At 48.0% G+C, this 22000-nt stretch carries 21 protein-coding genes, 1 tRNA gene and 1 pseudogene; 13 read left to right on the top strand and 10 right to left on the bottom strand.

Annotated features, from left to right (window positions below; all coding sequences use genetic code 11):
* The first annotated feature begins 208 nt into the window (after positions 1-208).
* Complete coding sequence (recN, locus tag NX722_RS26440) at positions 209-1879, top strand: DNA repair protein RecN (protein ID WP_262565817.1); 1671 nt, start codon at positions 209-211, stop codon at positions 1877-1879.
* Between the two features lie 35 nt (positions 1880-1914).
* On the opposite strand, the gene NX722_RS26435 is transcribed toward recN, so the two are convergent.
* The gene (locus NX722_RS26435; protein ID WP_262565816.1) at positions 1915-2394 is read right to left on the bottom strand and encodes a hypothetical protein; all 480 of its coding nucleotides are present in this window, start codon (positions 2392-2394) and stop codon (positions 1915-1917) included.
* Positions 2395-2696: 302 nt separating this feature from the next.
* Here NX722_RS26435 and NX722_RS26430 point away from each other — a divergent pair, with 302 nt between their 5' ends.
* Positions 2697-2942, top strand: a complete 246-nt coding sequence (locus NX722_RS26430; protein ID WP_262565815.1) for a hypothetical protein — start codon at positions 2697-2699, stop codon at positions 2940-2942.
* A 35-nt stretch (positions 2943-2977) separates the two neighbouring features.
* Here the strand turns inward: NX722_RS26430 and selD are convergent, their stop codons facing one another.
* From selD to NX722_RS26410, 4 genes are all read right to left on the bottom strand, one after another.
* Entirely contained in the window at positions 2978-4027 is a 1050-nt protein-coding gene (gene selD / locus NX722_RS26425; protein WP_262565814.1) for a selenide, water dikinase SelD, read from the bottom strand.
* Positions 4028-4090: 63 nt separating this feature from the next.
* Positions 4091-4579, bottom strand: coding sequence for a hypothetical protein (locus tag NX722_RS26420; RefSeq protein WP_262565813.1), 489 nt, complete (start codon positions 4577-4579; stop codon positions 4091-4093).
* Between the two features lie 113 nt (positions 4580-4692).
* Positions 4693-5226, bottom strand: a complete 534-nt coding sequence (locus NX722_RS26415) for a DUF2878 domain-containing protein (protein ID WP_262565812.1) — start codon at positions 5224-5226, stop codon at positions 4693-4695.
* Positions 5226-6692, bottom strand: coding sequence for an aminotransferase-like domain-containing protein (locus NX722_RS26410; protein ID WP_262565811.1), 1467 nt, complete (start codon positions 6690-6692; stop codon positions 5226-5228). Before NX722_RS26410 ends, NX722_RS26415 begins: the two co-directional genes overlap by 1 nt.
* A gap of 353 nt (positions 6693-7045) precedes the next feature.
* Between NX722_RS26410 and NX722_RS26405 the strand changes: the two genes are divergently transcribed.
* The gene (locus tag NX722_RS26405) at positions 7046-7984 is read left to right on the top strand and encodes a universal stress protein (protein ID WP_262565810.1); all 939 of its coding nucleotides are present in this window, start codon (positions 7046-7048) and stop codon (positions 7982-7984) included.
* Positions 7985-8031: 47 nt separating this feature from the next.
* On the opposite strand, the gene NX722_RS26400 is transcribed toward NX722_RS26405, so the two are convergent.
* Positions 8032-8481 (bottom strand): c-type cytochrome, encoded by a 450-nt coding sequence (locus NX722_RS26400; RefSeq protein ID WP_262565809.1) that lies wholly within the window; start codon positions 8479-8481, stop codon positions 8032-8034.
* A 335-nt stretch (positions 8482-8816) separates the two neighbouring features.
* On the opposite strand from NX722_RS26400, the gene NX722_RS26395 reads away from it, so the two are divergent.
* Positions 8817-8893 (top strand) — tRNA-Arg (locus NX722_RS26395).
* Positions 8894-9013: 120 nt separating this feature from the next.
* Here the strand turns inward: NX722_RS26395 and NX722_RS26390 are convergent.
* Both NX722_RS26390 and NX722_RS26385 read right to left on the bottom strand, forming a co-directional pair.
* Positions 9014-9700: a hypothetical protein gene (locus tag NX722_RS26390; protein ID WP_262565808.1), complete on the bottom strand. Its 687-nt coding sequence runs from the start codon at positions 9698-9700 to the stop codon at positions 9014-9016.
* Positions 9697-10005, bottom strand: a complete 309-nt coding sequence (locus NX722_RS26385; protein ID WP_262565807.1) for a helix-turn-helix domain-containing protein — start codon at positions 10003-10005, stop codon at positions 9697-9699. The genes NX722_RS26390 and NX722_RS26385 overlap by 4 nt, the downstream gene beginning before the upstream one ends.
* Before the next feature lie 279 nt (positions 10006-10284).
* Here NX722_RS26385 and NX722_RS26380 point away from each other — a divergent pair, with 279 nt between their 5' ends.
* The 4 genes from NX722_RS26380 to NX722_RS26365 are packed head-to-tail and all read left to right on the top strand — an operon-like array spanning position 10285 to position 14238.
* Positions 10285-12567 (top strand): type I restriction-modification system subunit M, encoded by a 2283-nt coding sequence (locus NX722_RS26380; RefSeq protein ID WP_262565806.1) that lies wholly within the window; start codon positions 10285-10287, stop codon positions 12565-12567.
* Positions 12564-13616: a PDDEXK nuclease domain-containing protein gene (locus NX722_RS26375; RefSeq protein ID WP_262565805.1), complete on the top strand. Its 1053-nt coding sequence runs from the start codon at positions 12564-12566 to the stop codon at positions 13614-13616. Before NX722_RS26380 ends, NX722_RS26375 begins: the two co-directional genes overlap by 4 nt.
* Positions 13616-13957: a hypothetical protein gene (locus tag NX722_RS26370; RefSeq protein WP_262565804.1), complete on the top strand. Its 342-nt coding sequence runs from the start codon at positions 13616-13618 to the stop codon at positions 13955-13957. The genes NX722_RS26375 and NX722_RS26370 overlap by 1 nt, the downstream gene beginning before the upstream one ends.
* Entirely contained in the window at positions 13957-14238 is a 282-nt protein-coding gene (locus tag NX722_RS26365) for a restriction endonuclease subunit S domain-containing protein (protein ID WP_262565803.1), read from the top strand. Before NX722_RS26370 ends, NX722_RS26365 begins: the two co-directional genes overlap by 1 nt.
* On the opposite strand, the gene NX722_RS26360 is transcribed toward NX722_RS26365, so the two are convergent.
* Both NX722_RS26360 and NX722_RS26355 read right to left on the bottom strand, forming a co-directional pair.
* Positions 14239-15267, bottom strand: a complete 1029-nt coding sequence (locus NX722_RS26360) for an IS630 family transposase (RefSeq protein ID WP_262565802.1) — start codon at positions 15265-15267, stop codon at positions 14239-14241.
* 128 nt (positions 15268-15395) lie between these two features.
* Positions 15396-16388, bottom strand: a complete 993-nt coding sequence (locus NX722_RS26355) for an IS30 family transposase (RefSeq protein ID WP_262563592.1) — start codon at positions 16386-16388, stop codon at positions 15396-15398.
* A 173-nt stretch (positions 16389-16561) separates the two neighbouring features.
* On the opposite strand from NX722_RS26355, the pseudogene NX722_RS26350 reads away from it, so the two are divergent.
* The 5 genes and pseudogenes from NX722_RS26350 to NX722_RS26330 form a co-directional block, all read left to right on the top strand.
* Positions 16562-16780, top strand: a pseudogene (locus NX722_RS26350) (restriction endonuclease subunit S); the annotation flags it as partial.
* Between the two features lie 114 nt (positions 16781-16894).
* Complete coding sequence (locus tag NX722_RS28715) at positions 16895-17575, top strand: restriction endonuclease subunit S (RefSeq protein ID WP_322740987.1); 681 nt, start codon at positions 16895-16897, stop codon at positions 17573-17575.
* Between the two features lie 124 nt (positions 17576-17699).
* On the top strand, positions 17700-18320 hold the full coding sequence (locus NX722_RS26340; RefSeq protein WP_262565801.1) for a nucleotidyltransferase domain-containing protein: 621 nt from the start codon (positions 17700-17702) through the stop codon (positions 18318-18320).
* Between the two features lie 98 nt (positions 18321-18418).
* On the top strand, positions 18419-20806 hold the full coding sequence (locus tag NX722_RS26335; protein ID WP_262565800.1) for a type I restriction endonuclease subunit R: 2388 nt from the start codon (positions 18419-18421) through the stop codon (positions 20804-20806).
* Between the two features lie 103 nt (positions 20807-20909).
* Positions 20910-21902, top strand: coding sequence for an IS30 family transposase (locus NX722_RS26330; protein WP_262563592.1), 993 nt, complete (start codon positions 20910-20912; stop codon positions 21900-21902).
* The last annotated feature ends 98 nt before the right edge of the window (positions 21903-22000 follow it).

Raw genomic sequence — 22000 nt, 5'->3', positions numbered from 1 at the left:
GGAGTCAAATCTTTTACTGATGGGTTATATGGGGCTGGCTTTGGGAGTTTCAAGAGGAGGCAGGAAGTTTTTTGCCAATGGATTACGATGCCGTCCTGTTCTGAACCTTTATCCCTGAAAATCTTTTTGTCCCAAGCCTTTACGCCGCAACGACTTCAGGTTACTGTATATATAAACAGTTATACTAAAGCAGCCTCCGGAAGCCGTTATGCTGACTCAACTGTCTATCAGCAATTTCGCCATCGTTGACCAACTTGACCTGGATATTGAATCCGGCATGACCGTTATTACCGGCGAAACCGGTGCGGGTAAATCCATTATGCTCGACGCCCTGGGACTGGCCACCGGCGACCGCGCCGACCCGGAATGCGTCCGTACAGGCGCTGACCGGGCTGAAATTCACGCCTGCTTTGACCTGACCCTCTGTCCGGATGCCATTAAATGGCTGGAAAACAAGGAACTGCTCAGCGACAATGAATGCATTCTGCGCCGGGTCATAACGAAGGAAGGTCGTTCCAGAGCTTATATCAACGGCACCCTGTCTCCTCTCTCGGACCTGCGCGGCATCGGTGAGTTACTGGTCGATATTCATGGTCAGCATGAATCGCAATCCCTGCTTAAAAAGAACAGTCATCGCCTTCTGCTGGACGATTATGCCAATACCCGCAAACTGGCAACAGACGTCGCCTTTATTGCCCACCAGCACAATCGTTTACAGACAGAACTGGACGAACTGCTCAGCAGCCAGCAGGAACAGCACGAACGCATCCAGCTACTGACCTATCAACTGGAAGAGTTTGAACAGCTATCGTTGCAGGAAGGGGAACTCTCCGGGCTGGAAAAAGAACTGCAGCAACTCACCCATGCTGAAGCCACGCTGTCAGCCTGCCATCAAATCAACCATATCTGTTCCGACAGCGATGCAGGCAACCTGCTTCAGCAACTCACTCACTGTATGCATCTACTCGGCGATCTCTCCGTTGACCACCCAGCCATCAACAGCACCATGGAGATGCTTTCATCTGCCCATATTCAGGTAGAAGAAGCCGTAGGCGAGCTGAATCATTTTATTGACCACTTTGATGCCGACCCGCAACGTATGCAGGAAGTGGATGAGCGACTCAGTGCCATATATGACCTGGCCAGAAAGCACCGCGTTCAACCCGATGAACTGCTGGGCAAACAACTGTCACTTGCCAGTGAACTGGAAAAAATACAGTTCAGCGATGAACACGCAGACTCCCTGCAAAGCAAACTGGACGAACTCAAACACAAGTATCAGGCCAAGGCAGAAAAGCTGTCTGAACGTCGCCAGAAAGCAGCCCGTAAACTGGAAAAGCAGGTTATTGCACGCATGAGCCTGCTGGGAATGCCCCGGGGCCTGTTCAACATCTCGCTAACACCGCACGATACCAAAACCCTTTCACCACTGGGGCAGGAAGACATTGAGTTTCTCGTAACCACCAACCCCGGCCAGCCTCCCCGCCCTCTGGCAAAAGTGGCGTCCGGCGGCGAGCTTTCCCGTATCAGTCTCGCAATACAGGTTATTACTGCGCAGACCTCTCGTATTCCCAGCATGGTATTCGATGAAGTCGATGTTGGAATTGGTGGTGGAACCGCCGAGATCGTTGGTTCCATGCTGAGAGAACTGGGCGAAAAAAGCCAGGTATTGTGCGTTACCCACCAGCCACAGGTAGCATCACAGGGACATCAACATCTGTTTGTCAGCAAGAAGCACAGCAAATCCTCCTCCAGCACCCGTATCACCAACCTTAATGGTGACCACCGTATCAACGAGATAGCCCGAATGCTGGGCGGGGTGGAAATCACCCACTCCACACTGGCTCATGCCGAAGAGATGCTTGGCCTAACCGCCTGAAGTCAGAATTTCCCAATCTTATACGAATCGCCCATTCAAGATTCCCTATTGCGCAGCCATTTGAGGTTTGAATCGCCTTTAATGCATTTGTGCTGAGTGAAAAACTCTGCTGCCATTGGCAGGCTGAGCCGGAAGGCTTCATCTTCGAAGCTTCGATCCAGATAGTGCTTTTCAAACTCCGCCCTGTCTATCTGCCCCCTTTCCAATTGTCTGACGTGTACCAGCTCATGGGCGAGTGTGACCCTCAGTTCACTGTCTTCCAGCCAGTTAGCCAGCGTTATGCGATACCTTCCCCTGCCGGTTTGCTGGGCATAACCCTGAATCTTTGGGTCTTTAACCCGTTCGTATTCGTAGTCAATGTGTGCTGTTTCTATCCCAAGTTTTTTTTTGTAGAAAGCTTCCATATCCTTGAACTGACAGCCATAGGGGTTCAGCTCACCGGCTTGCACCAGTGCTGAAAAGACCAGAAAACATAGAGCCAGATAACTTTGCTCCGCTTTACCTTTTAGCTTCATAAACCCGGATAACCATGAATCCTGATAACACAGTGCCATCGACTGAAAAAGGAGAAGCTTGACAGGTATTCGACAAAGACGAGCAAAGAATCGACATTGCAACTTTACAAGGTCAGACATATAAGTAATGATGATTTTAAATAAAAACTTAAGTTCACTTTAATTTAACCGAAAGACACCGGAGGGTATAACCGAACTAGCGTTTTAATGACGCTGGACTATAACTATAAAAAATCGGAAACATACATTTACAATCAGTTTGGAGCAGATGCTCCTGAACCAGTATCCAAGAGGATCTAGCTATGGCACGGAGAACGCCGAAAAAAGCTGCTGCTGGTTTTGATGGTGTCGACATAGGATTTTTGGGAAGTCGCGACGAACCAGCGGATCAAAGAACAGTAGAGTCTCGCAAAAAGCTCAGAGAGAGCCTCAATTCTCAGATTGAAGCCTTTCTGGCCAAGGGTGGCGAGATAGAAGAAGTACCATCGAATGTTACCGCTGATCCACCCCAGAAGCCCTCTGGCGAGTACGGTAACAGACCTATCTGATAGTTTTTAGCCCGGCTCATTTGAGTTCGGGCTTTTTATTTAACCGTAATCTGATGCCCTTTGTCGTATGCCTCCAGCCTTCCAATAGCGGTTAACTCAAGACCAGACGCTCTGGCAATGTTATGAAACGGCTTCTCAGAACCTTCATCAACGGCAACCAGCAAACCGCCGCTGGTTTGAGGATCGCAGAGAATATGCTTCTGCTTTTCTGTCAACGGGCTTGCTTTATGCCCATAGCTTGAGAAATTTCTATGGGTACCACCGGGAATGCAGCCTTGTGCCAGATAGTGTTCAACATGGGGGAGGACTGGCAGCTTGTCAGTTTCAAGAATGGCTTTTACATGGCTGCTTTCACAGATTTCAAGAAGATGCCCCAGCAGACCAAAACCGGTGACATCGGTCATGGCACTGATGCCGTCCAGTCTGGATAACTCTGCGCCGATCCTGTTCAGGGTACACATGGTATCCCGGGCAATATGAGAGTGTTCAGGATTCAGCAACTTCTTCTTCTGGGCAGTGGTCAGAATGCCAATACCCAGGGGTTTAGTCAGGTACAGACAACTACCCGGTCGCGCCTGATTGTTGCGCTTGAGCTGTTGAACCGGAACGTGTCCGGTAACTGCCAGGCCAAAAATGGGTTCAGGTGCATCAATGCTGTGTCCGCCAGCCAGGGGAATGCCTGCGTCAGCACATGTCTGCCTTCCTCCATCGACCACCGTTCCGGCAATTTCAGCAGGCAGGGTATTAATGGGCCAGCCAAGAATCGCAATGGCCATCAGGGGCTTTCCACCCATGGCATAAACGTCACTGATCGCATTGGTAGCAGCGACCCGTCCAAAATCGAACGGATCGTCGACAACAGGCATAAAAAAGTCGGTGGTACTGATAATTCCGTCGCCGTTACCGGTATCGAAAACGGCTGCATCGTCCTTACTGGAGTGGCCAACCAGCAGCCCCGGAAAACTGGGCAGCGACAGGCTGGTTTTGAGGATGCTGTCTAAAATTTCAGGCGAAATTTTACAGCCACAACCTGCACCGTGGCTGTATTCCGTCAGTTTGACAGTGTCTGTTGTTATGCTATTCATCACTGTGCCCGTCGATTACATCGGTTAAAACATAACCAGCGTAGCATAACTCCCTGGAAGCGCTTACTCTTCGAGTTCTTCTTCAGGCACTTCTACTTTATGGGCAAACAGATGCTTTATCTCCGGGTGTTTCAGGATTTTCTGAATCCAGCCTTTACACCAGGTTTGTGGGTCCATGGCATCCAGAACGGGTGTGTATTTCAGGTTGTAATAAGCAATTCGTGTTGGCATACCGTCTGGAGCCAGTGCGTTAAACAGCAGTCCCGGCATATTGATTGAGTCTCCAGAAACCCAGCGCAGACTGTAAAATGCCATTTCCAGCCTGACAATCCACCGCTTCTCGCCGTATTGCACCGTGAGGTCAAAGTGAACCCGGTCTGGCTCCCTTTCTTTCTCTGCTGCAATAAACTTTGTGATTTGAGCATGGACTGGACGTTTGCGAACGAATAAATCGTTCATTTCACCGGTTCCGGACTCGAACCACGCTTTAACGTCTACTGCCTTATGTTTAAGTAAAGTACTGATATCTGAAGCATTGGCAGTCGTGCTCATGATGCACTTCACCCCTGTTTGTTATTTGTTTTTCCTTTAAGTCGAGAGCTATATTTTTTATTTATTGGCTCTTCGATTGTGACTTTTTATCTCAAACCCATATGAGATTTCAACTACATATTTTTTCTTTTATAACGCTCCAGCCACACTGCTGAAAATATCAGCAATACCGGAACCGTGATTGACCAGATAATCGCCATTATCAGAACAGACAGCCAGATCGGGGCCGATAATGCGACATTGCTTATCTGGCTGACTGAAAAATAGTGGACGAGGCTGAAAAGAAAACCCGTCAATGGGGCATACCAGTGGTTTTTACGACAAAATGTCATGCAGTGTCGAATGGTTGTTCCTGCCAGTATCCAGACACATGCCATCCATAGTGGTAACAGGCGATTGGTGGTGGAAAACTCAAGAATGTTCAGATTGCCTGCAAAACTGTCAACAGTGGAGCCCAGCAACACAGTTATTAACAGAACCTCTTTCTCTTTCATCCAGTTGCCAATAAATTTTAAATGGATGAGCAGAATGGTGATCGTTGTTACAAGCGCTATAGTGCTGCTGTTGTCCTTACTACTGGTTGTCAAACAAATGATCCAGCCCGCCAGAAACAGAATAACATTAGTCGAGTGTCGTTTGTTGAACATTAAAAAACCATTGGACGAATGATATCGATTGACTCATAACTCAGTGCATCTTTAATCCTTTCCAGAGCTGTGCGTAATTTTTCACGGGAGTCCGGTGTGCTGATACATAACCGGACAGCCTGAGGTGCCGCCGTACTGCCCACGGCAAACAGCTCCGACGGTAACAGTTTTACTCCTTTATCATCCATGTGTCGTACAAAAGTTTCAGCTCGCCAGGGCGCTGGCAACTTAAGCCAGCCGTGAAAACTGTGGGGCTGTGACACAACGTCGAAATCGGACAGTATTTCTTGCAGTAATTGTCGGCGCTGGCTGATTTCTTCCCGCTGCCAGGCGATCAGTTGCCAGGCCTCTCCGGAATCTATCCACTCTCTGGCAACTTCTGCCATAAGGGGTGGGGTAATCCAGCAGTTGCTCCGCAATGCCATGGCTATTTTGTGGTGTAAGTCCACAGGGCTGACAATAAAGCCGACCCGTAAGCCGCCAGCAAGATGTTTGGCAAAACTTGAGACATAAATCACCTGTTCGGGAGCCAGGCTGTAGAGTGAAGGAAGGCGGTTTTCGGGGGAGATAAACTGAACGTCGTCTTCAATAATAAGCAGGTTGTAGCGTTTAGAAATGGCAATTATTTCTTGCCGCCGTTTCAGGGGCATGACAGACGCCGTCGGGTTTTGCAGGCTGGGCATCAGGTATAACAGGCGAGGGCGGTGTTGCTGGCAACAGGCTTCCAGCCCTGACGGGATAAGCCCGTCGTCATCCATGGGCAAGCCAAGGTGTTTTAACTGCAACTGGCGGGTGGCATTAATAAAGCCGGGGTAGGTCAGTTCATCGGATGCAACCGTATCGTTATGATGAAGAAGACCCTGCAACGTCATAACGGTTGCGTGTTGCCCGCCAGAGGTGATCAGAATGTTTTCAGCATCCGCTTCCATACCATGATATCGAAGCCAGCGAACAATGGCCTGTCGATGTCTGGGCAGCCCGGTTTCGGGATGGTAATCCAGAAGCTCAGACAGAGATGACCCGTTTTGTGCGAGTGTTAACAGGGTTTTAGCCAGAACCTGCTCTTTTCGGGCGGGAACCGTCAGGCTGAGGGTTAAATCAATGACATCGTCTTCCGCTTTTTTACTGACTGGAATGCTGAAGTCGCGGTTCTCCCAGGTTTTACCAAGTACAAATGTTCCGCTACCGACCCTGGCAACGACAAGCCGTCTTCGCTCAGCTTCAGCGTAGCCTCTCGTAATGGTGCCAATGGTCACGCCCAGTTGATCGGCAAGAGCCCGGTGAGTGGGTAAGCGTTCGCCGTTATTGAGTCTGCCTTCTGTAATCGCTACTTCAATAGCATCAGCCAGAGCCTTGTATTTTGGTCCTGAGAAACGGCTGAGGCTGGGTTGCCACCCGCTGCCAGGGCGATTGTTTAATTTGTCAGAGTGACGATTTTCAATTAATGGTTGTTCGGCCTGATTCATTTATTATTCCAGCTTTTGATCAAAGGCTTGGCAGTATTGTATGTGTTCAATGCAAAACATTGTAGGTGTGAAATAGTCGATATGAAATAGAGTTTCCGGGCGGTTAATGAACTTTGTAATGGTGACAATAAAGTCATTGAACGAATAATCATTGGTTATAAGCAAGGTTTAGATAGGAAATAATAATTGTGTGGGGACAATAACGGATGTGTGTCTCAGTCTGAGGCACGAGGCAGGTTGATAAATGTACTACTCATCTCATCGGCAAAATGAGGGGTGTGCCGGAGTCATTCTTGTCAGCGGAATTTCACAGTGTAATACTTGCTGCGTAGCCCACTGTGGGAGTGTCTCCAATGCATGCGTTTAAAACCATCCTGCTGGCTTTAACCCGTTTGCACTCCAGCGAACTGGAGTTAAGCCAGACCTTCAGACTGGTATCGGACAATAACGCCCGCCTGATTATTGCGGTGTTTGACCAGAGTCTGGATGTGTTGCAACGACTGCAGTTTCTGCCACTGGAAGGGAAGCTTGAAGCTTTATGCAGAAAACAGCTGGAGGAGTATTCCGAAGAATTAAAAGTCAAGGCGTGGGAAGAAGGTGTGCAGGCTGAAACCTGTATTGTCCCGGGCAAACCCAGACAGGTTATAGGGGGGCTGATCAATAACTATGGTGTCGATCTGGTGGTCAAGCTGGCAGACCCTTGTGGCCCACTGGCCAGGAACCAGCTGACCGGGAATGATCTGGCGTTGTTAAGAAAGTGTCCGGTGCCAGTGCTGATGATGGCCAGCCGGGGGCAGCTGCCTGATTTTACCGGACAAATTATGGTCGCACTGGATGTGGGTGACGCTGACCCCGAAGCCGTAAAGCTGAACCGCACTTTATTACTCAACGGGCTCTACTTAAGCAGTCAGGAACATTCCCAGCTGCATATTGTCAGTGTCTGGGGGCTTCCTGTTGAGCATCATGCTTTGCAGCATCTTGGTGAGGAAGAGTTGTATGAGCTACAGGAAATAACGCACCTTCGTTACCAGAAAAAGCTGGATGAAGCACTGAGCGATGCAGATATTGATAAGAGTCGCCCTGATATCCATTGCTATTTACTGAAAGGGCATCCTGCCCAGGAGATTCAGAGGCTGGCTAATGAAGTGAATGTTGATGTTATCGTCATGGGAACCCTGGGGCGTCATAGCCAGGGCATTCTTATGGGGAACACCGCAGAAAATATCATTAACAATGTCTATTGCTCAATTCTGGCGATTAAGCCGGAAGGTTTTGTCAGCCCACTTGGGTAATGGTCCCGGTTAGTGGTGTTGCAACGACCACTAACCAAGTGAACGGTTTACTCTTGTTTGACTCCCATGTATTGCATGGCGTTACCAAACTCTTCTTCAGAGCAATTCATACAGGTACCCTTGGCAGGCATGCTGCGAATACCGGCGTAAGCCTGCTGAAGCAGCTTGCTGTAGCCGCCCGTCGCACTGACCCGCTTTGTCCATTCAGCCGTATCGCCTTTCTTTGGAGCCCCCAGTAACCCTGACGTATGGCAGGCCGTACAGAACTGGTTATACACGGCTTCACCACTACGAGGCTCACTGGAAGCGCTTGCTACAGCACCTAAGTTAGCTGCACAGTCTTCTCCCTGTTTGCAGACAGTTCCTACCGGAGCTATTCGTTCAACAATTTCCTGACGGGAAACATCGTCCAGCGGCACCGCTTTGGCCAGTGCCATCATCGGGAAAAGCCACCCCAATAAAATCGTCAACAATCGCATGTGTGTAACCCAAGCCACTCGCTTATCCTCATTATGACAACATCAGGAACACGATGTTTTTTATTGTCTGAGATCTTGTCTTCCTGTCAGGAAAACGGATCTGCCTGAATGTGAACCTGTGAGCTGAATTGTTCTTAAGCATTGCGATTATAGAACAGATGCGTTTCTCAAAACAGTGGTTTGTACGTGGTCATGGGTGGTGTGTGCGTACAAAGTAAAGAAGGGACAAAATCACCTTGTAAAATACGTTAGTACCACTGGGTTGAAACTCAAAAAATCATGGACAAAGAGCAACCTGGTCAGTAGTATTGCAGCCGCTGCCCGTTGAATTCTCAGCCCATAGCAGCTTATACGCACCTGTAGCTCAGCTGGATAGAGTAGTGCCCTCCGAAGGCATTGGTCGGTGGTTCGAATCCACTCAGGTGCGCCATATTTTTCAATGACTTAGTGTGTTTTCCTTTCCTCTTATTTATCAGTTTTGCTTGTTCTGTCACTCTCCCAGCACTGAAACTGAATTCTCTTTGTTCGAAACCTTAAAGCCTTAATCCATTCATGGTAATTTTGCTGAAAGAAAAAACGCACCGGACATTTTTTCCTGTTCCATTCTTGAAAGTCCGACAGACTGCGCTTCCTCTCGCCAGGTTCTGACGGCTGATGTGACATCGCTCAGGATCACCCTGGCACCTGATGGCGTTAACTGAAAATACTCTGCAACGTCCATTGCGAGGTCAAAGTCCAGCGCATTGTCTGTAACGTCGCTACTCTCAACCTGTTGTACTGCGTATTCCAGCTCTCGCAGGGAGGAGAATGGAGGAGCCGCCTGCCTGTCATGGTTATCAAGAAATGGTCCGTTCAAGCATTCTTTAAAACGGATAGCTCCCTGCCTGTAAAAATCATGAACCCCCAGAAGGTAATCCACTTCCGTCAATGGTTTGGGTCGCCGGTCTTCTTTGCGAGCCAAAGCCGCTTCCCTGCGCTTCATCAGCAGACGCCCCCAGCGATCAGGACATGAATCCAGAAAGCTTCGAAAGTTCTTTCCGTCAAGGCAATGCTGCTCTCCCGTGAACAGCTCCAGCTCTGGATCAATCTGTTGCACACTGGGCGATGCCAGCCAGCTTTCATCGTACACAAAGCTGAAGTGTTCCGTTCTTCTTGTGGCAGTGGCTCGCAGGCAACCCACCAGTGTTGGCCCGGCAAGGCCAGCCCAGTCTGCGTACACATAAACTTCCCGGCTCATCCTTTACCGCCCAGTAGTTCAATGTCTCTCAGTTTTTGACCCAATTCGTCATCTCTCGCTACGTTGGCCAGATCGCTGACTAGATTCAAGACGGTCAGAACCATCACATAGTGTCCAATTGAAACGGTAGGGTCTCCCCTTTCTATTTTTCGAATCGTGACACGGCTGAGGCCTGTTCGCTCTGAAATTTGAGTCTGAGTGTATTTCCTGCGTTTTCTGGCTAGCTTGATATTTTCACCAAAAATGCTGAGAACTTCTTTGTTTTTTGGAAAAATAAGAGCCTTTCTTTTCTTATCTTTGGACACTATAGTTTCCATATATATTAATTATGGTAATTATAGTGTTCATAATTGTGGTTATCAAACAGACTCATTAGCTACGACCGCTCGACGGCATGGATTTCCATCACTGACTTCTCTTTGTTCACCTAAATAACGCTACAGCCCGCCTGTAAGAAACGGTACACTTCCCGGCAAATGATTATCTGAGCCACCGGGCAATACACTGCATAGACGGCATCATAAAAGGAACGCCTTCTGGATGATCAGTCCCGGTGCTTCCCATTTGCTGGATCGAAGTAACCCATGCCAAACACCCAAACCAACCTCGCCGCCTTCATCTGGTCCGTTGCCGACCTCTTGCGGGGTGATTTCAAACAGTCCCAGTACGGACGTATCATTCTGCCCTTTACACTGCTGCGTCGTCTGGAATGTGTATTGGAACCCAGCAAAGACGCCGTGCTGGCGCAGTATGAAAAACTCAAGGCCATGAGTCTGCCGGAAGACGGCAAAGAGAAAATGCTGCTGCGGGCCACTAGAACCACCGACAAACCGGAAGGCATGGTGTTTTTCAACACTTCCCCCATGAACCTGCAAAAGCTGGGGCAGCAAGGCATCAAAGACAACCTGGAAACTTACATCCAGTCCTTCTCCCGTGATGCCCGTGAAATCTTTGAGCATTTCAAGTTTGATGAATTTGTCGGCACCCTCAACGAAGCCAACCTGCTGTATAAAGTGGTGCGGAAGTTCGCCACCATTGACCTCAGTCCAAAGGCCATTTCGAATCACGACATGGGTCTGGTATTTGAAGAACTGATCCGTCGTTTTGCGGAATCTTCCAACGAAACAGCCGGTGAACACTTTACCCCAAGGGATATTGTCGAACTCACCACTTCCCTGGTGTTTATGGAAGACGACGATGCGCTGACCAAAGAAGGCGTGATTCGCACCATTTATGACCCCACTGCCGGAACAGGTGGCTTTCTGTCGTCCGGTATGGAATACGTTTACACCCACAACCCCGATGCCGTCATGCGTGCTTTTGGTCAGGAGCTGAACCCGGAATCCTACGCCATCTGCAAAGCCGATATGATGATCAAAGGGCAGGATGTCAGCCGTATCAAGCTGGGTAACACCCTGTCACAGGATCAACTCGCCAGCGACCAGTTTGACTACATGCTCTCCAATCCACCGTTCGGTGTGGACTGGAAAAAGATCGAAAGCCACATCAAAGACGAACACACCCACAAAGGCTTCGATGGTCGTTTTGGCCCCGGCCTGCCAAGGGTATCCGACGGTTCTCTGCTATTTTTGATGCACCTGATCAGCAAGTTCAGAACGCCTTCTTTTGAAAAGAGCGCAGATAACAGCAACCCCAGCCGCATCGGTATTATCCTCAACGGTTCGCCGCTGTTTACCGGCGGTGCAGGCAGTGGTGAAAGCGAAATCCGCCGTTACATTCTTGAGGCCGACCTGCTCGAAGCCATTGTCGCCCTGCCTACCGATATGTTCTACAACACCGGCATCGCCACCTATATCTGGGTACTGACCAATAAGAAGCCGGACGAGCGCAAAGGCAAAGTGCAGTTGATTAACGGGGCGAACCTGTTTGGCAAGATGCGTAAGTCGCTTGGTTCCAAGCGTAATATTATGAGCGAAGAAGACCGGAAGAAGATCACTCGAAGTTTCGGAACATTTGCGACCACCATGGATGGCGGAAGTACTGAAAATGCAGGAGCAATTTTCAGTAAAATCTTCGATACTCACGAATTCGGCTACCGTCGCATTACCGTTGAACGCCCACTGCGCCTGTCGGCTCAGATCACCTATGAAGCTGTAGCAGGCTTACTTGTTGCTCCCAGACCTTATAAAGCCATAATGAGCTGGATGATCGACGAGTTTGGTTTCGAGATTCACACCGAACTGGCAGAAAACGAGACCGCCATTCGCAACAAAATAAAAGCCGACTTCAAAGAGCTTAAAGAAAAACAGATCAAAGAGGTATTGAACGACAAAATTTGGCTATTCCAGAGTGAACTGACGGATAAAGCAGAAAAGCTGCTGGAAACGATAGGCACTGAGCAGTTCAACGACTACAACCATTTCGACACCCAACTGAAAGCGGCGCTTAAATCCACCGGGATCAAATTCGATGCCAAAGAGAAAAAGCAGTTTCTGGATGCCGTCACATGGAAGAACCCTGAAGCCGAACCCGTGGTTAAAAAGGTACTGAAAGAGGAGGAGCAACCTTTATACGGCGCTTTCAGCTACAAAGGCAAAGTGGTCGAATTCCAGCCCGACGGCGACCTGCGGGATAACGAGAACATTCCCCTCGATCCGTCCGTCAGCAACTCCGAACTGATAGAAACCTACTTCAACCGGGAAGTGGCTCCCCATGTGCCCGATGCCTGGATCAATGCCGACAAGTGCGATGCGCAGGACGAACAGATTGGCGTGGTGGGTTACGAGATTCCCTTTAACCGTCATTTCTATGTGTACCAGCCGCCCCGTGCGCTGGAAGCCATTGATGCTGACTTGGATGCGGTAAGTGCCAGGATTATGAGCCTGTTGCAGGAGGTTCATTCGTGAGCAAATCAAAGAAAAGCATTAATCTGAATCTGAACAATGAATACAAAAGCTGGCTGAAAGACATTAAGCAAAAGGTTCTGAAAACTCAGCTCAAAGCAGCGATTCAGGTCAATTCCACATTGCTGGCTTTTTACTGGGAACTGGGGGAAGACATTGTTCGTCGGCAGGCAGAAGCCAACTGGGGCGATGGTTTCCTGAAGCAGCTTAGTAAGGACTTGATGGCGGAATTTCCTGAAATTAAAGGGTTTTCTGAACGAAACCTCAAATATATCCGGCAGTGGTTTCTGTATTACACCGGGGAGCCAGCAATTGGGCAACAGGCTGTTGCCCAATTAATGCAGATTCCCTGGGGGCATAACCTTCAAATCATCAGTAAGTGCCAAAGCTTACCAGAAGCTCTGTATTACGTAAGAAACACCATCGAATATGGCTGGAGCCGAAGCATTCTCACACACCAGATCGAAAGCGGCCTCTGGCGGCGGGAAGGTAAGGCCGTCAGTAATTTCGATGCAACATTGCCAGCCGTTCAGTCTGACCTTGCACAACAAACTCTGAAAGACCCTTATGTCTTTGACTTTCTTACCCTGACCCAAAATTATAACGAGCGGGAGCTTGAACAAGGCTTGATTGAGCATATCACTCAGTTTTTGCTGGAGTTAGGTGCAGGCTTTGCTTACATGGGTAAACAAGTACATTTGCAGGTAGGGCAAAGGGATTTCTTCGTTGACCTTCTTTTTTACCATACCCGGCTTCATTGCTATGTGGTGATTGAGCTTAAAGCCGTTGAGTTCGAGCCGGAACACGCAGGCAAGCTGAATTTCTATATCAAAGCGGTGGACGAACAACTGCGTAAAGAAGGGGATGCGCCCACCGTCGGCATTCTGCTGTGCAAGAGCAAAGACAAGGTTGTGGCGGAATATGCCTTAAGCGACATTCAAAAACCGATTGGGGTTTCGGAATACCAGCTGACGCAATCACTGCCGGAAGATTTGCAATCGCAACTGCCCAGTATTGAAGAGATTGAGAAAGGTTTGGGAGGGGAGCTGTGATGGGGAAAAGTGCTCTTCAATTTACGCAACAGGCTGTTGCGCAATTTGTCTGCTCGTGGATGATCGTGGAAACACTGTTCAGGATTGAGTTTGCGAAACAAGCTGTTTCGCAATTTGGGCAACAGCTTGTTGCCCAATTGAGTATTTCAGAAGCAGAAAGCCTTGAGCCTGGGTCAAATACACAGGGGTTGGAACCAAATACACAGGGGTTAGAGTCAAATACACAGGGGGTAAACCTATTGCCCGAAGACCTCCAGCGGGGGCTTGGATGGTTGGAATATACCATTGTACAACTGCCCAGTATTGAAGAGATTGAGAAGGGTTTGGGAGGGGCGTTGTGATGGGTGTGGAAACTGCCTTGAGTGCAGGTAGATATGTGGCTTATCCGGAGTATAAAGACTCTGGGGTTGAATGGCTGGGAAAGATTCCTTCTAACTGGGATGCCAAAAAATTAAAGTATCTGTGTTCTGTGCAAACTGGCACAAAAGATACAGTCAATGCCGTTGAAGACGGGCAGTATCCTTTTTTTGTTCGCTCTCAAACTGTGGAAAGAATTAACTCTATAGGTGCCGATTGTGAAGCTGTACTAACTGCGGGTGACGGAGTTGGGGTAGGTAAGTAGTCATGCATACGAAATCATATATTCCTGACCGACCCCATCAAAAACTCGCTTTACCTCTTTCTCAAAGCCTCTGAAATTCACAATTGATAATATATCGATCCATTCATATTTAGCCTTATCCCATAGAATCTCAATCAGGTTGAGCTCGGGAGAGTATGTGGGGAGAAATAAAACAATCATTTTTTTCTCAAGAATCCAGTCATCAATTCTTGCTCGGAACGCTTTACTGGTGTGAATGCTGGCATTATCAATAATGACCACAGTGTAACGATCATCTCCTCCGTACTCTGGAGCTGTCATCTGATAGGCAAAATAGTCGAAAATATCAATGACTGTCTTGCTATCAACTGATCCAATTACAGGGTAATAAAACAGTTCACAGGAACGGTTCATAAACCCCAGAACATTGATTCTTTTACTTTTTACTGAAGGTATACGGAGCTGTTTGCCTTTCTCCTGCCAGCCATAAGGTACGCAAGGCTCCTGACTAAACCCTGACTCGTCAAAATAGAACAAATTAATTAAACCTTTATCTTCAGCTTCTTGAGCATCTTTCAATGCTGCCTTACTACGCTGAAACTGCTCCTCATCTCTTTTATGCTTGCATGATTTACGGAGTCTTTTGTAAACCATCCCCAGCTTTTTTATTATTCTACCTATTGTCGTCTTTGATGCGGATTTGCCTGTTTCCTCTTCGATTTTGGATTGGACATATGATATACGGCGGGGTTCCTTAGCCACCAGTTCTTTAATGCGCAGTTCTTCTTCAGAATTGTAAATAGGTTTCTTCCCTCCGTCGTGTGTTTTGTATAGCCCTCGAATACCATAATCCTCCCAGTCATCAAGCCAGCGTGATACCGTCTGGTACTGAACCTCAAAGATATCGGCAATTTGAGCCATAGAAAAGCCACGAGAGCTGAGCAGTACAGCGTGTGCTCTTTCTCTGACATAGGGTGTTGGGCCATGACTCCTGGCGATCTGCAGGGTTTCTCTAATGGCCCCATCTGTGATAGGTAAAACGGTTTTCATTTTCGTTGAAGCAGTAACGCAGGTGTTGTTGGTGATAGCTAGAGTATAATCACTACACTGAGCGCTGCCGGTAGAATTGGAATAACTATTTTTAGTAACCGGACGGTCAAAAATATTCGATCCTGAATTCAAGTCATAAGTGCATAACCCATGACTTTTCTTGCATCTATTCCAGTTGACTCTTTAAATGCCTCATAAGGAGTCTTGTAGCCCAGGCACTTTCTTGGCCTGTTGTTCAGCTTATCCACTGCAATGATGACATCTTTTTCTGTCACGCCATTAAGCTCCATCGACTTGGGGAAATACTGCCTTAGCAAACCATTAGCATTCTCATTCTGGCCTCTTTCCCAAGAATGGTAGGGGGCAGCAAAGTAGCTGTCACATTTTAAAGCTTTGGCAATTGATTCATGCTGAACAAACTCCTTTCCATTGTCGTATGTTATTGTCTTTACAAACCTTTTCAGAGGCTTGAGTACGTCAATTATTCCCTGTTTAACCGCTTTTGCCTTCTTGCCTGGTAGAGGGACAGCAAGGCGAAGCTTGGTTTTTCGTTCATCTAATGTAGCGATGGCTCCTTTATGATTTTTACCTATTACAGTATCAGCTTCCCAGTCACCAACTCGCTCTCTGTTGTTGACCACTTCGGGGCGTTCTTCAATGCCAACCCGATTTGGTATACCGGTTCGGTTATGAGCTGAACCGTATCGCTTTCGATAAGTTTTTTTCTGGTGCCTCAAGTGCTTATAGAGCGAGCCTCCGCGCCGTTTATCATCCGCTACAAATTGATAAATCGTCTCATGATGCAGCTTGATTACACCGTCCTTTTCAAGCCTTCCAGCCACTTGTTCAGGACTCCAATCTGAACGGATATCGTTTGAAATACGTTGTTTAATGTCGTCTGTCAGCTTAATAGCTTTTGGCTTATCTTTGTGCCGCTGCCGAGCTGTGCGATTAGCCTGTTGGTGCCTGTACCCTCTTTGCCCTTTATTGCGGTTTACTTCTCGCGACACGGTAGGCTGTGAACGGCCAAGCTTTTTAGCAATTTTGTTTTGTGAAGTCCCATTTTTGAGTTCAGTTTCGATATAATATCTCTCTTCAGAGCTCAGGTGTGTATAGGCCATCCTTGGCTTCCTCTGTATGGTTTGGTTGCTTTACAGAATACCCCTGAGTTCTGATTCACTTCAAAGGTTCTGAAACAATCCTCTGGTTACAGAGGTTATGCACTTATGATACGAATTCAGGGATAGCTAATTTATAACTACTTAAGGTTTATCATTATTTTAATGGTAAGTTTGATTACCATCAGCGTGTTTACATGCTTAATAACTTCCAAAGTGTTACAGGAAAATTCGTTTATTACTACCTGTCGAGCAATTTTTACAAAGTAGCTCTTGAGGGTAATGCAAAATCAACGGTTGACTCTCTGAGACTGCCCCAGTTTCTTAACTTTGTATTTTCATTGCCAGAAGTTAGTGTACAGAAAATTATTGTTGACTTCCTCGACCACGAAACCACTAAAATCGACACCCTGATCGAAGAGCAGCAATCCCTGATCCGGCTGTTGCAGGAAAAACGACAGGCGGTGATCAGTCATGCCGTCACCAAGGGGCTGAACCCAAATGCGCCGATGAAGGATTCCGGTGTGGAGTGGTTAACAGAAATGCCTGCTCATTGGGAAGCAGGTAGGCTTTCATATCAAGTAGAAGTGTTAGTTGATGGAACTCATCACAGCCCAGAAAGCTATCCAGAGGGTGATTATCTATACGTTACAGCAAAGAATATTAAAGAGAATGGTTTTGATTTTTCGAATATTTCATATATTTCGTCATCAGATCATGAGGAAATATATTCACGCTGCTCCGTGAAAAAAAATGATGTTCTTTACATCAAAGATGGCGCTACGGCTGGCATTGCGATGGTAAATGACCTTGAAGAGAGATTTTCATTGCTTTCCAGCGTTGCTCTAATTCGTCCTCGTAAAAGTAGATTACGCCCAGAGTATTTAAAGCATCATTTGAATGCTTCTGTATTTAAAGATGAAATGCTTAATCGACTGAGTGGTGGTGCCATGACGAGATTTACCGTTGATGGTATTTCGAGATTCAACATTCTTATTCCACCGCTCGATGAGCAAGATAAAATCATTCATTTGATTGACTTAAAAGCATCTAAGATGGATGACCTAATTGGAGAGGCAGAGAGAGCCATCTTGCTAATGCAGGAACGCCGCACTGCCCTAATCTCAGCCGCCGTCACCGGCAAAATCGACGTGCGTGACTGGCAAGCCCCTGTGGATTCATATCTTTGAGAAAATTGTCTCTACAGTGTGGAGACAATTCATTGGGTCGACCCGTCAGAAGTCCCAATCTGGTACTTATCAGTCCTTATTTAAGACCTTGAAAAGTCCCAATTTGATACCTATAGTACCTAAAATGGGACTCAACAAGGATGATCACCACTTGTCTGCCATCGCCTCTGTACTGTTTACCAAAACCCAGCAACGCCTTCTGGCTGTGCTGTATGGGAAACCGGATACCTCTTTTTATCTGAATGAAATCGTTCGCCTTGCCAGTATGGGCAAAGGCACCGTGGTGCGTGAAATAAAGAAAATGACGGAAGCCGGTTTGCTCACTAATCATCAACTGGGCAATCAGCAACACTACCAGGCGAATGCTGACAACCCTATTTTCGAGGAGCTGAAAGCTATCACCCGCAAAACCTTTGGGATACAAGCGGTCATAAAAGCTGCCCTTGAACCCATCTTAAAACAGTGTGAGCTGGCTTTTATTTATGGCTCGGTCGCCAAAGGGGAAGAACATTCCGGTAGTGATGTAGACATCATGCTGGTCGGCCATGACCTGAGTTACGGCGGCGTAATGGAAAAGCTGGAACCTGCCGAACGCCAACTGGGTCGAACCATTAACCCGACCCTGCTTAGTCCTGATGAGTTCCAACAACGAAAAGATCAGCAGCAAAGTTTTATCACGCGGGTGATGAAGCAGCCCAAGCTGTGGCTGACAACTGAACCACCAACGACGAGTGAAGACTATTAAAAGAACTGATTGCACTATCCCACGAGCTGCTAAATCTGGTTAAATCACTTCCTGAAATCAGCTAATCCATTTATTCACCGCCCCGGCAAGCAGTCACTATGGACAGTACCTCCGAAACTACCTTTCAGAACGAACTCATCGCCCGGATGCAGGCCAACGACTGGCTGCCGGGCAGGTCTGACCAGTACGACCGGGAAACCGCCTTATACACTGCTGATGTACTGTCCTTCGTAAAAGACACCCAGCCAAAGGAATGGACAAAGTTCTGCAAGCTGTTCCCCAATGATTCGGAAGCGCACTTTATCAGCCACTTGGTGACGCAGCTGCAAAAGGCGAACCCCAACGCCATCGACAAGGAACTGCGCAGTTATGGCACCCTGGGTGTGTTGCGCCATGGGCTGAAGATTCGTAATGCCCGGTTCTCCCTGTGCCAGTTTATGCCGGAACATAACCTGAATCCGGATACGTTGGCCCGTTATAAAGAAAACCGTTGTCGTATTGTGCCGGAGCTGGTTTACAGTCCTTATGCCACGTCAGAGCATTTAGCCGAAACCGGTAAAAAAGCCAGGGCATGGCGTATTGACCTGGTGCTGTTTATCAACGGTTTGCCGGTGGCGACGCTGGAGCTGAAGTCGGAATTTAAACAGTCCGTCGATAACGCCATTCGCCAGTATAAAAAGACCCGTCTGCCCAAAGACCCGGAAACCGGCAAGCCGGAGCCGTTGCTGACCTTCAAACGGGGTGCGCTGGTGCATTTTGCCGTGAGCCAGTACGAAGTGTATATGACCACCAGACTGGCGGGCAGCGATACCTTCTTTCTGCCGTTTAACAAAGGCACGGTGGAAGGCGGCGCAGGCAATGATGTGCCGGAAAACGACAATGACTATGCGACAGAGTACCTGTGGAACGAGGTGCTGTTGCCCGATAACCTGCTGAATATTCTTGCCCGGTTTGTGCATCTTGAAATCAAAGAGGTGGAAAACTGGGAAGGCCGCCAGTCGAAAAAGGAAACCCTGATCTTCCCCCGTTACCATCAGTGGGATGTGGTGAACAAGCTGATCGGTGCAGCGAAAGCGGAAGGGACGGGGAATAAATATCTGGTTCAACACAGTGCCGGTTCGGGTAAGTCCAACTCTATAGCCTGGACAGCGCATCAGTTATCCACCCTGTATGACCACGAAGGCAATAAGCAGTTTCATTCCGTCATTGTCATTACGGATCGAACCGTTCTTGATGACCAGTTGCAGGACACCATCTACCAGTTTGAACACGCCGACGGTGTGGTAGGCAGAATCAACCGCAAAGAAGGCGATGGCTCCAAGTCCGAGAAGCTGGCAGCGGCCCTTGAGAGTGCCCAGCCGATTATTATTGTCACCATCCAAACCTTCCCTTATGTATTAGCGGCTATCGAAAACAATACCAGCCTGAAGGAGCGCCGTTATGCGGTGATTGCCGACGAAGCCCACTCCTCCCAGACCGGTTCGACGGCACGACAGTTGAAAGAAGTGTTGATGGTGGAAGGGGGTGAAGGGGATGATCAACCGCTGTCGTCTGAAGATATTCTGGATAACACCATTGCTGCTCGTAAGGGCAGTAGCAATCTAAACTACTACGCTTTCACGGCAACGCCCAAGGCAAAGACGCTGGAATTGTTTGGTCGTCGTCCCAGGCCTGAAGAACCGGCATCCGCAAAGAACCTGCCGGAAGCCTTCCACGTTTACACCATGCGTCAGGCCATTGAGGAAGGGTTTATTCTCGATGTGCTGAAGAACTACACCAACTATCAGGTGGCGTATCAACTGGCACAGAAGATAGAAGCCGCCGATGAAGAGGTGGACAGCAAAAAGGCCAAAGTGAAACTGAACCGCTGGGTGCGGCTCCATGAGTACAACATCGCCCAGAAGGTGAAGGTGATTGTTGAGCATTACAAAACCCATGTGATGCACCTGCTGGGTGGTCAGGCCAAGGCGATGGTGGTGACCAGTTCCCGCAAAGAGGCGGTGCGCTACAAGCTGGCGTTTGATAAATACCTGAGCGAGCACAACAGCTCGGTGGCGGTGATGGTGGCCTTCTCCGGCGAAGTGGAGTTTAACCCTAATGATCCGGACAGCACCGCTTTGCTGGATCAGAAATTTACCGAGAACGGCATGAACCCCGGTCTGAAAGGTCGGGAGTTGCGTAAGGCGTTCGATACCGACGATTACCAGATCATGCTGGTGGCCAATAAATTCCAGACCGGCTTTGACCAGCCCAAACTCTGCGCCATGTACGTGGATAAGCCGCTGGGTGGGGTGGAATGTGTGCAGACTCTGTCCCGACTGAACCGGCAGTACCCCGGCAAGGCAGAGTGCGGCACCTTTGTATTGGATTTCTTCAACGAACCGGAAGAGATTCTTAATGCCTTCCAGCCGTATTACCAGACCGCAGAACTGGCGGATGTAACCGACCCGGACAAGGTATTTGAGCTGCCTGAATTCGTATCATAAGTGCATAACCTCTGTAACCAGAGGATTGTTTCAGAACCTTTGAAGTGAATCAGAACTCAGGGGTATTCTGTAAAGCAACCAAACCATACAGAGGAAGCCAAGGATGGCCTATACACACCTGAGCTCTGAAGAGAGATATTATATCGAAACTGAACTCAAAAATGGGACTTCACAAAACAAAATTGCTAAAAAGCTTGGCCGTTCACAGCCTACCGTGTCGCGAGAAGTAAACCGCAATAAAGGGCAAAGAGGGTACAGGCACCAACAGGCTAATCGCACAGCTCGGCAGCGGCACAAAGATAAGCCAAAAGCTATTAAGCTGACAGACGACATTAAACAACGTATTTCAAACGATATCCGTTCAGATTGGAGTCCTGAACAAGTGGCTGGAAGGCTTGAAAAGGACGGTGTAATCAAGCTGCATCATGAGACGATTTATCAATTTGTAGCGGATGATAAACGGCGCGGAGGCTCGCTCTATAAGCACTTGAGGCACCAGAAAAAAACTTATCGAAAGCGATACGGTTCAGCTCATAACCGAACCGGTATACCAAATCGGGTTGGCATTGAAGAACGCCCCGAAGTGGTCAACAACAGAGAGCGAGTTGGTGACTGGGAAGCTGATACTGTAATAGGTAAAAATCATAAAGGAGCCATCGCTACATTAGATGAACGAAAAACCAAGCTTCGCCTTGCTGTCCCTCTACCAGGCAAGAAGGCAAAAGCGGTTAAACAGGGAATAATTGACGTACTCAAGCCTCTGAAAAGGTTTGTAAAGACAATAACATACGACAATGGAAAGGAGTTTGTTCAGCATGAATCAATTGCCAAAGCTTTAAAATGTGACAGCTACTTTGCTGCCCCCTACCATTCTTGGGAAAGAGGCCAGAATGAGAATGCTAATGGTTTGCTAAGGCAGTATTTCCCCAAGTCGATGGAGCTTAATGGCGTGACAGAAAAAGATGTCATCATTGCAGTGGATAAGCTGAACAACAGGCCAAGAAAGTGCCTGGGCTACAAGACTCCTTATGAGGCATTTAAAGAGTCAACTGGAATAGATGCAAGAAAAGTCATGGGTTATGCACTTATGACTTGAATTCAGGCTGTATGAAAAACTCCGGGCCAGCGGCATCTTCACCTGGAACGAAGTAGAACGGTTCTGCGAAGCCTTCCTTAGCAAGAACAAAAGCAATG

Source organism: Endozoicomonas gorgoniicola (assembly GCF_025562715.2).
Taxonomy (GTDB): Bacteria; Pseudomonadota; Gammaproteobacteria; order Pseudomonadales; family Endozoicomonadaceae; genus Endozoicomonas_A; species Endozoicomonas_A gorgoniicola.
Note: the sequence above shows the minus strand (reverse complement) of the source record. Positions and strands in the feature narration are given on the sequence as shown.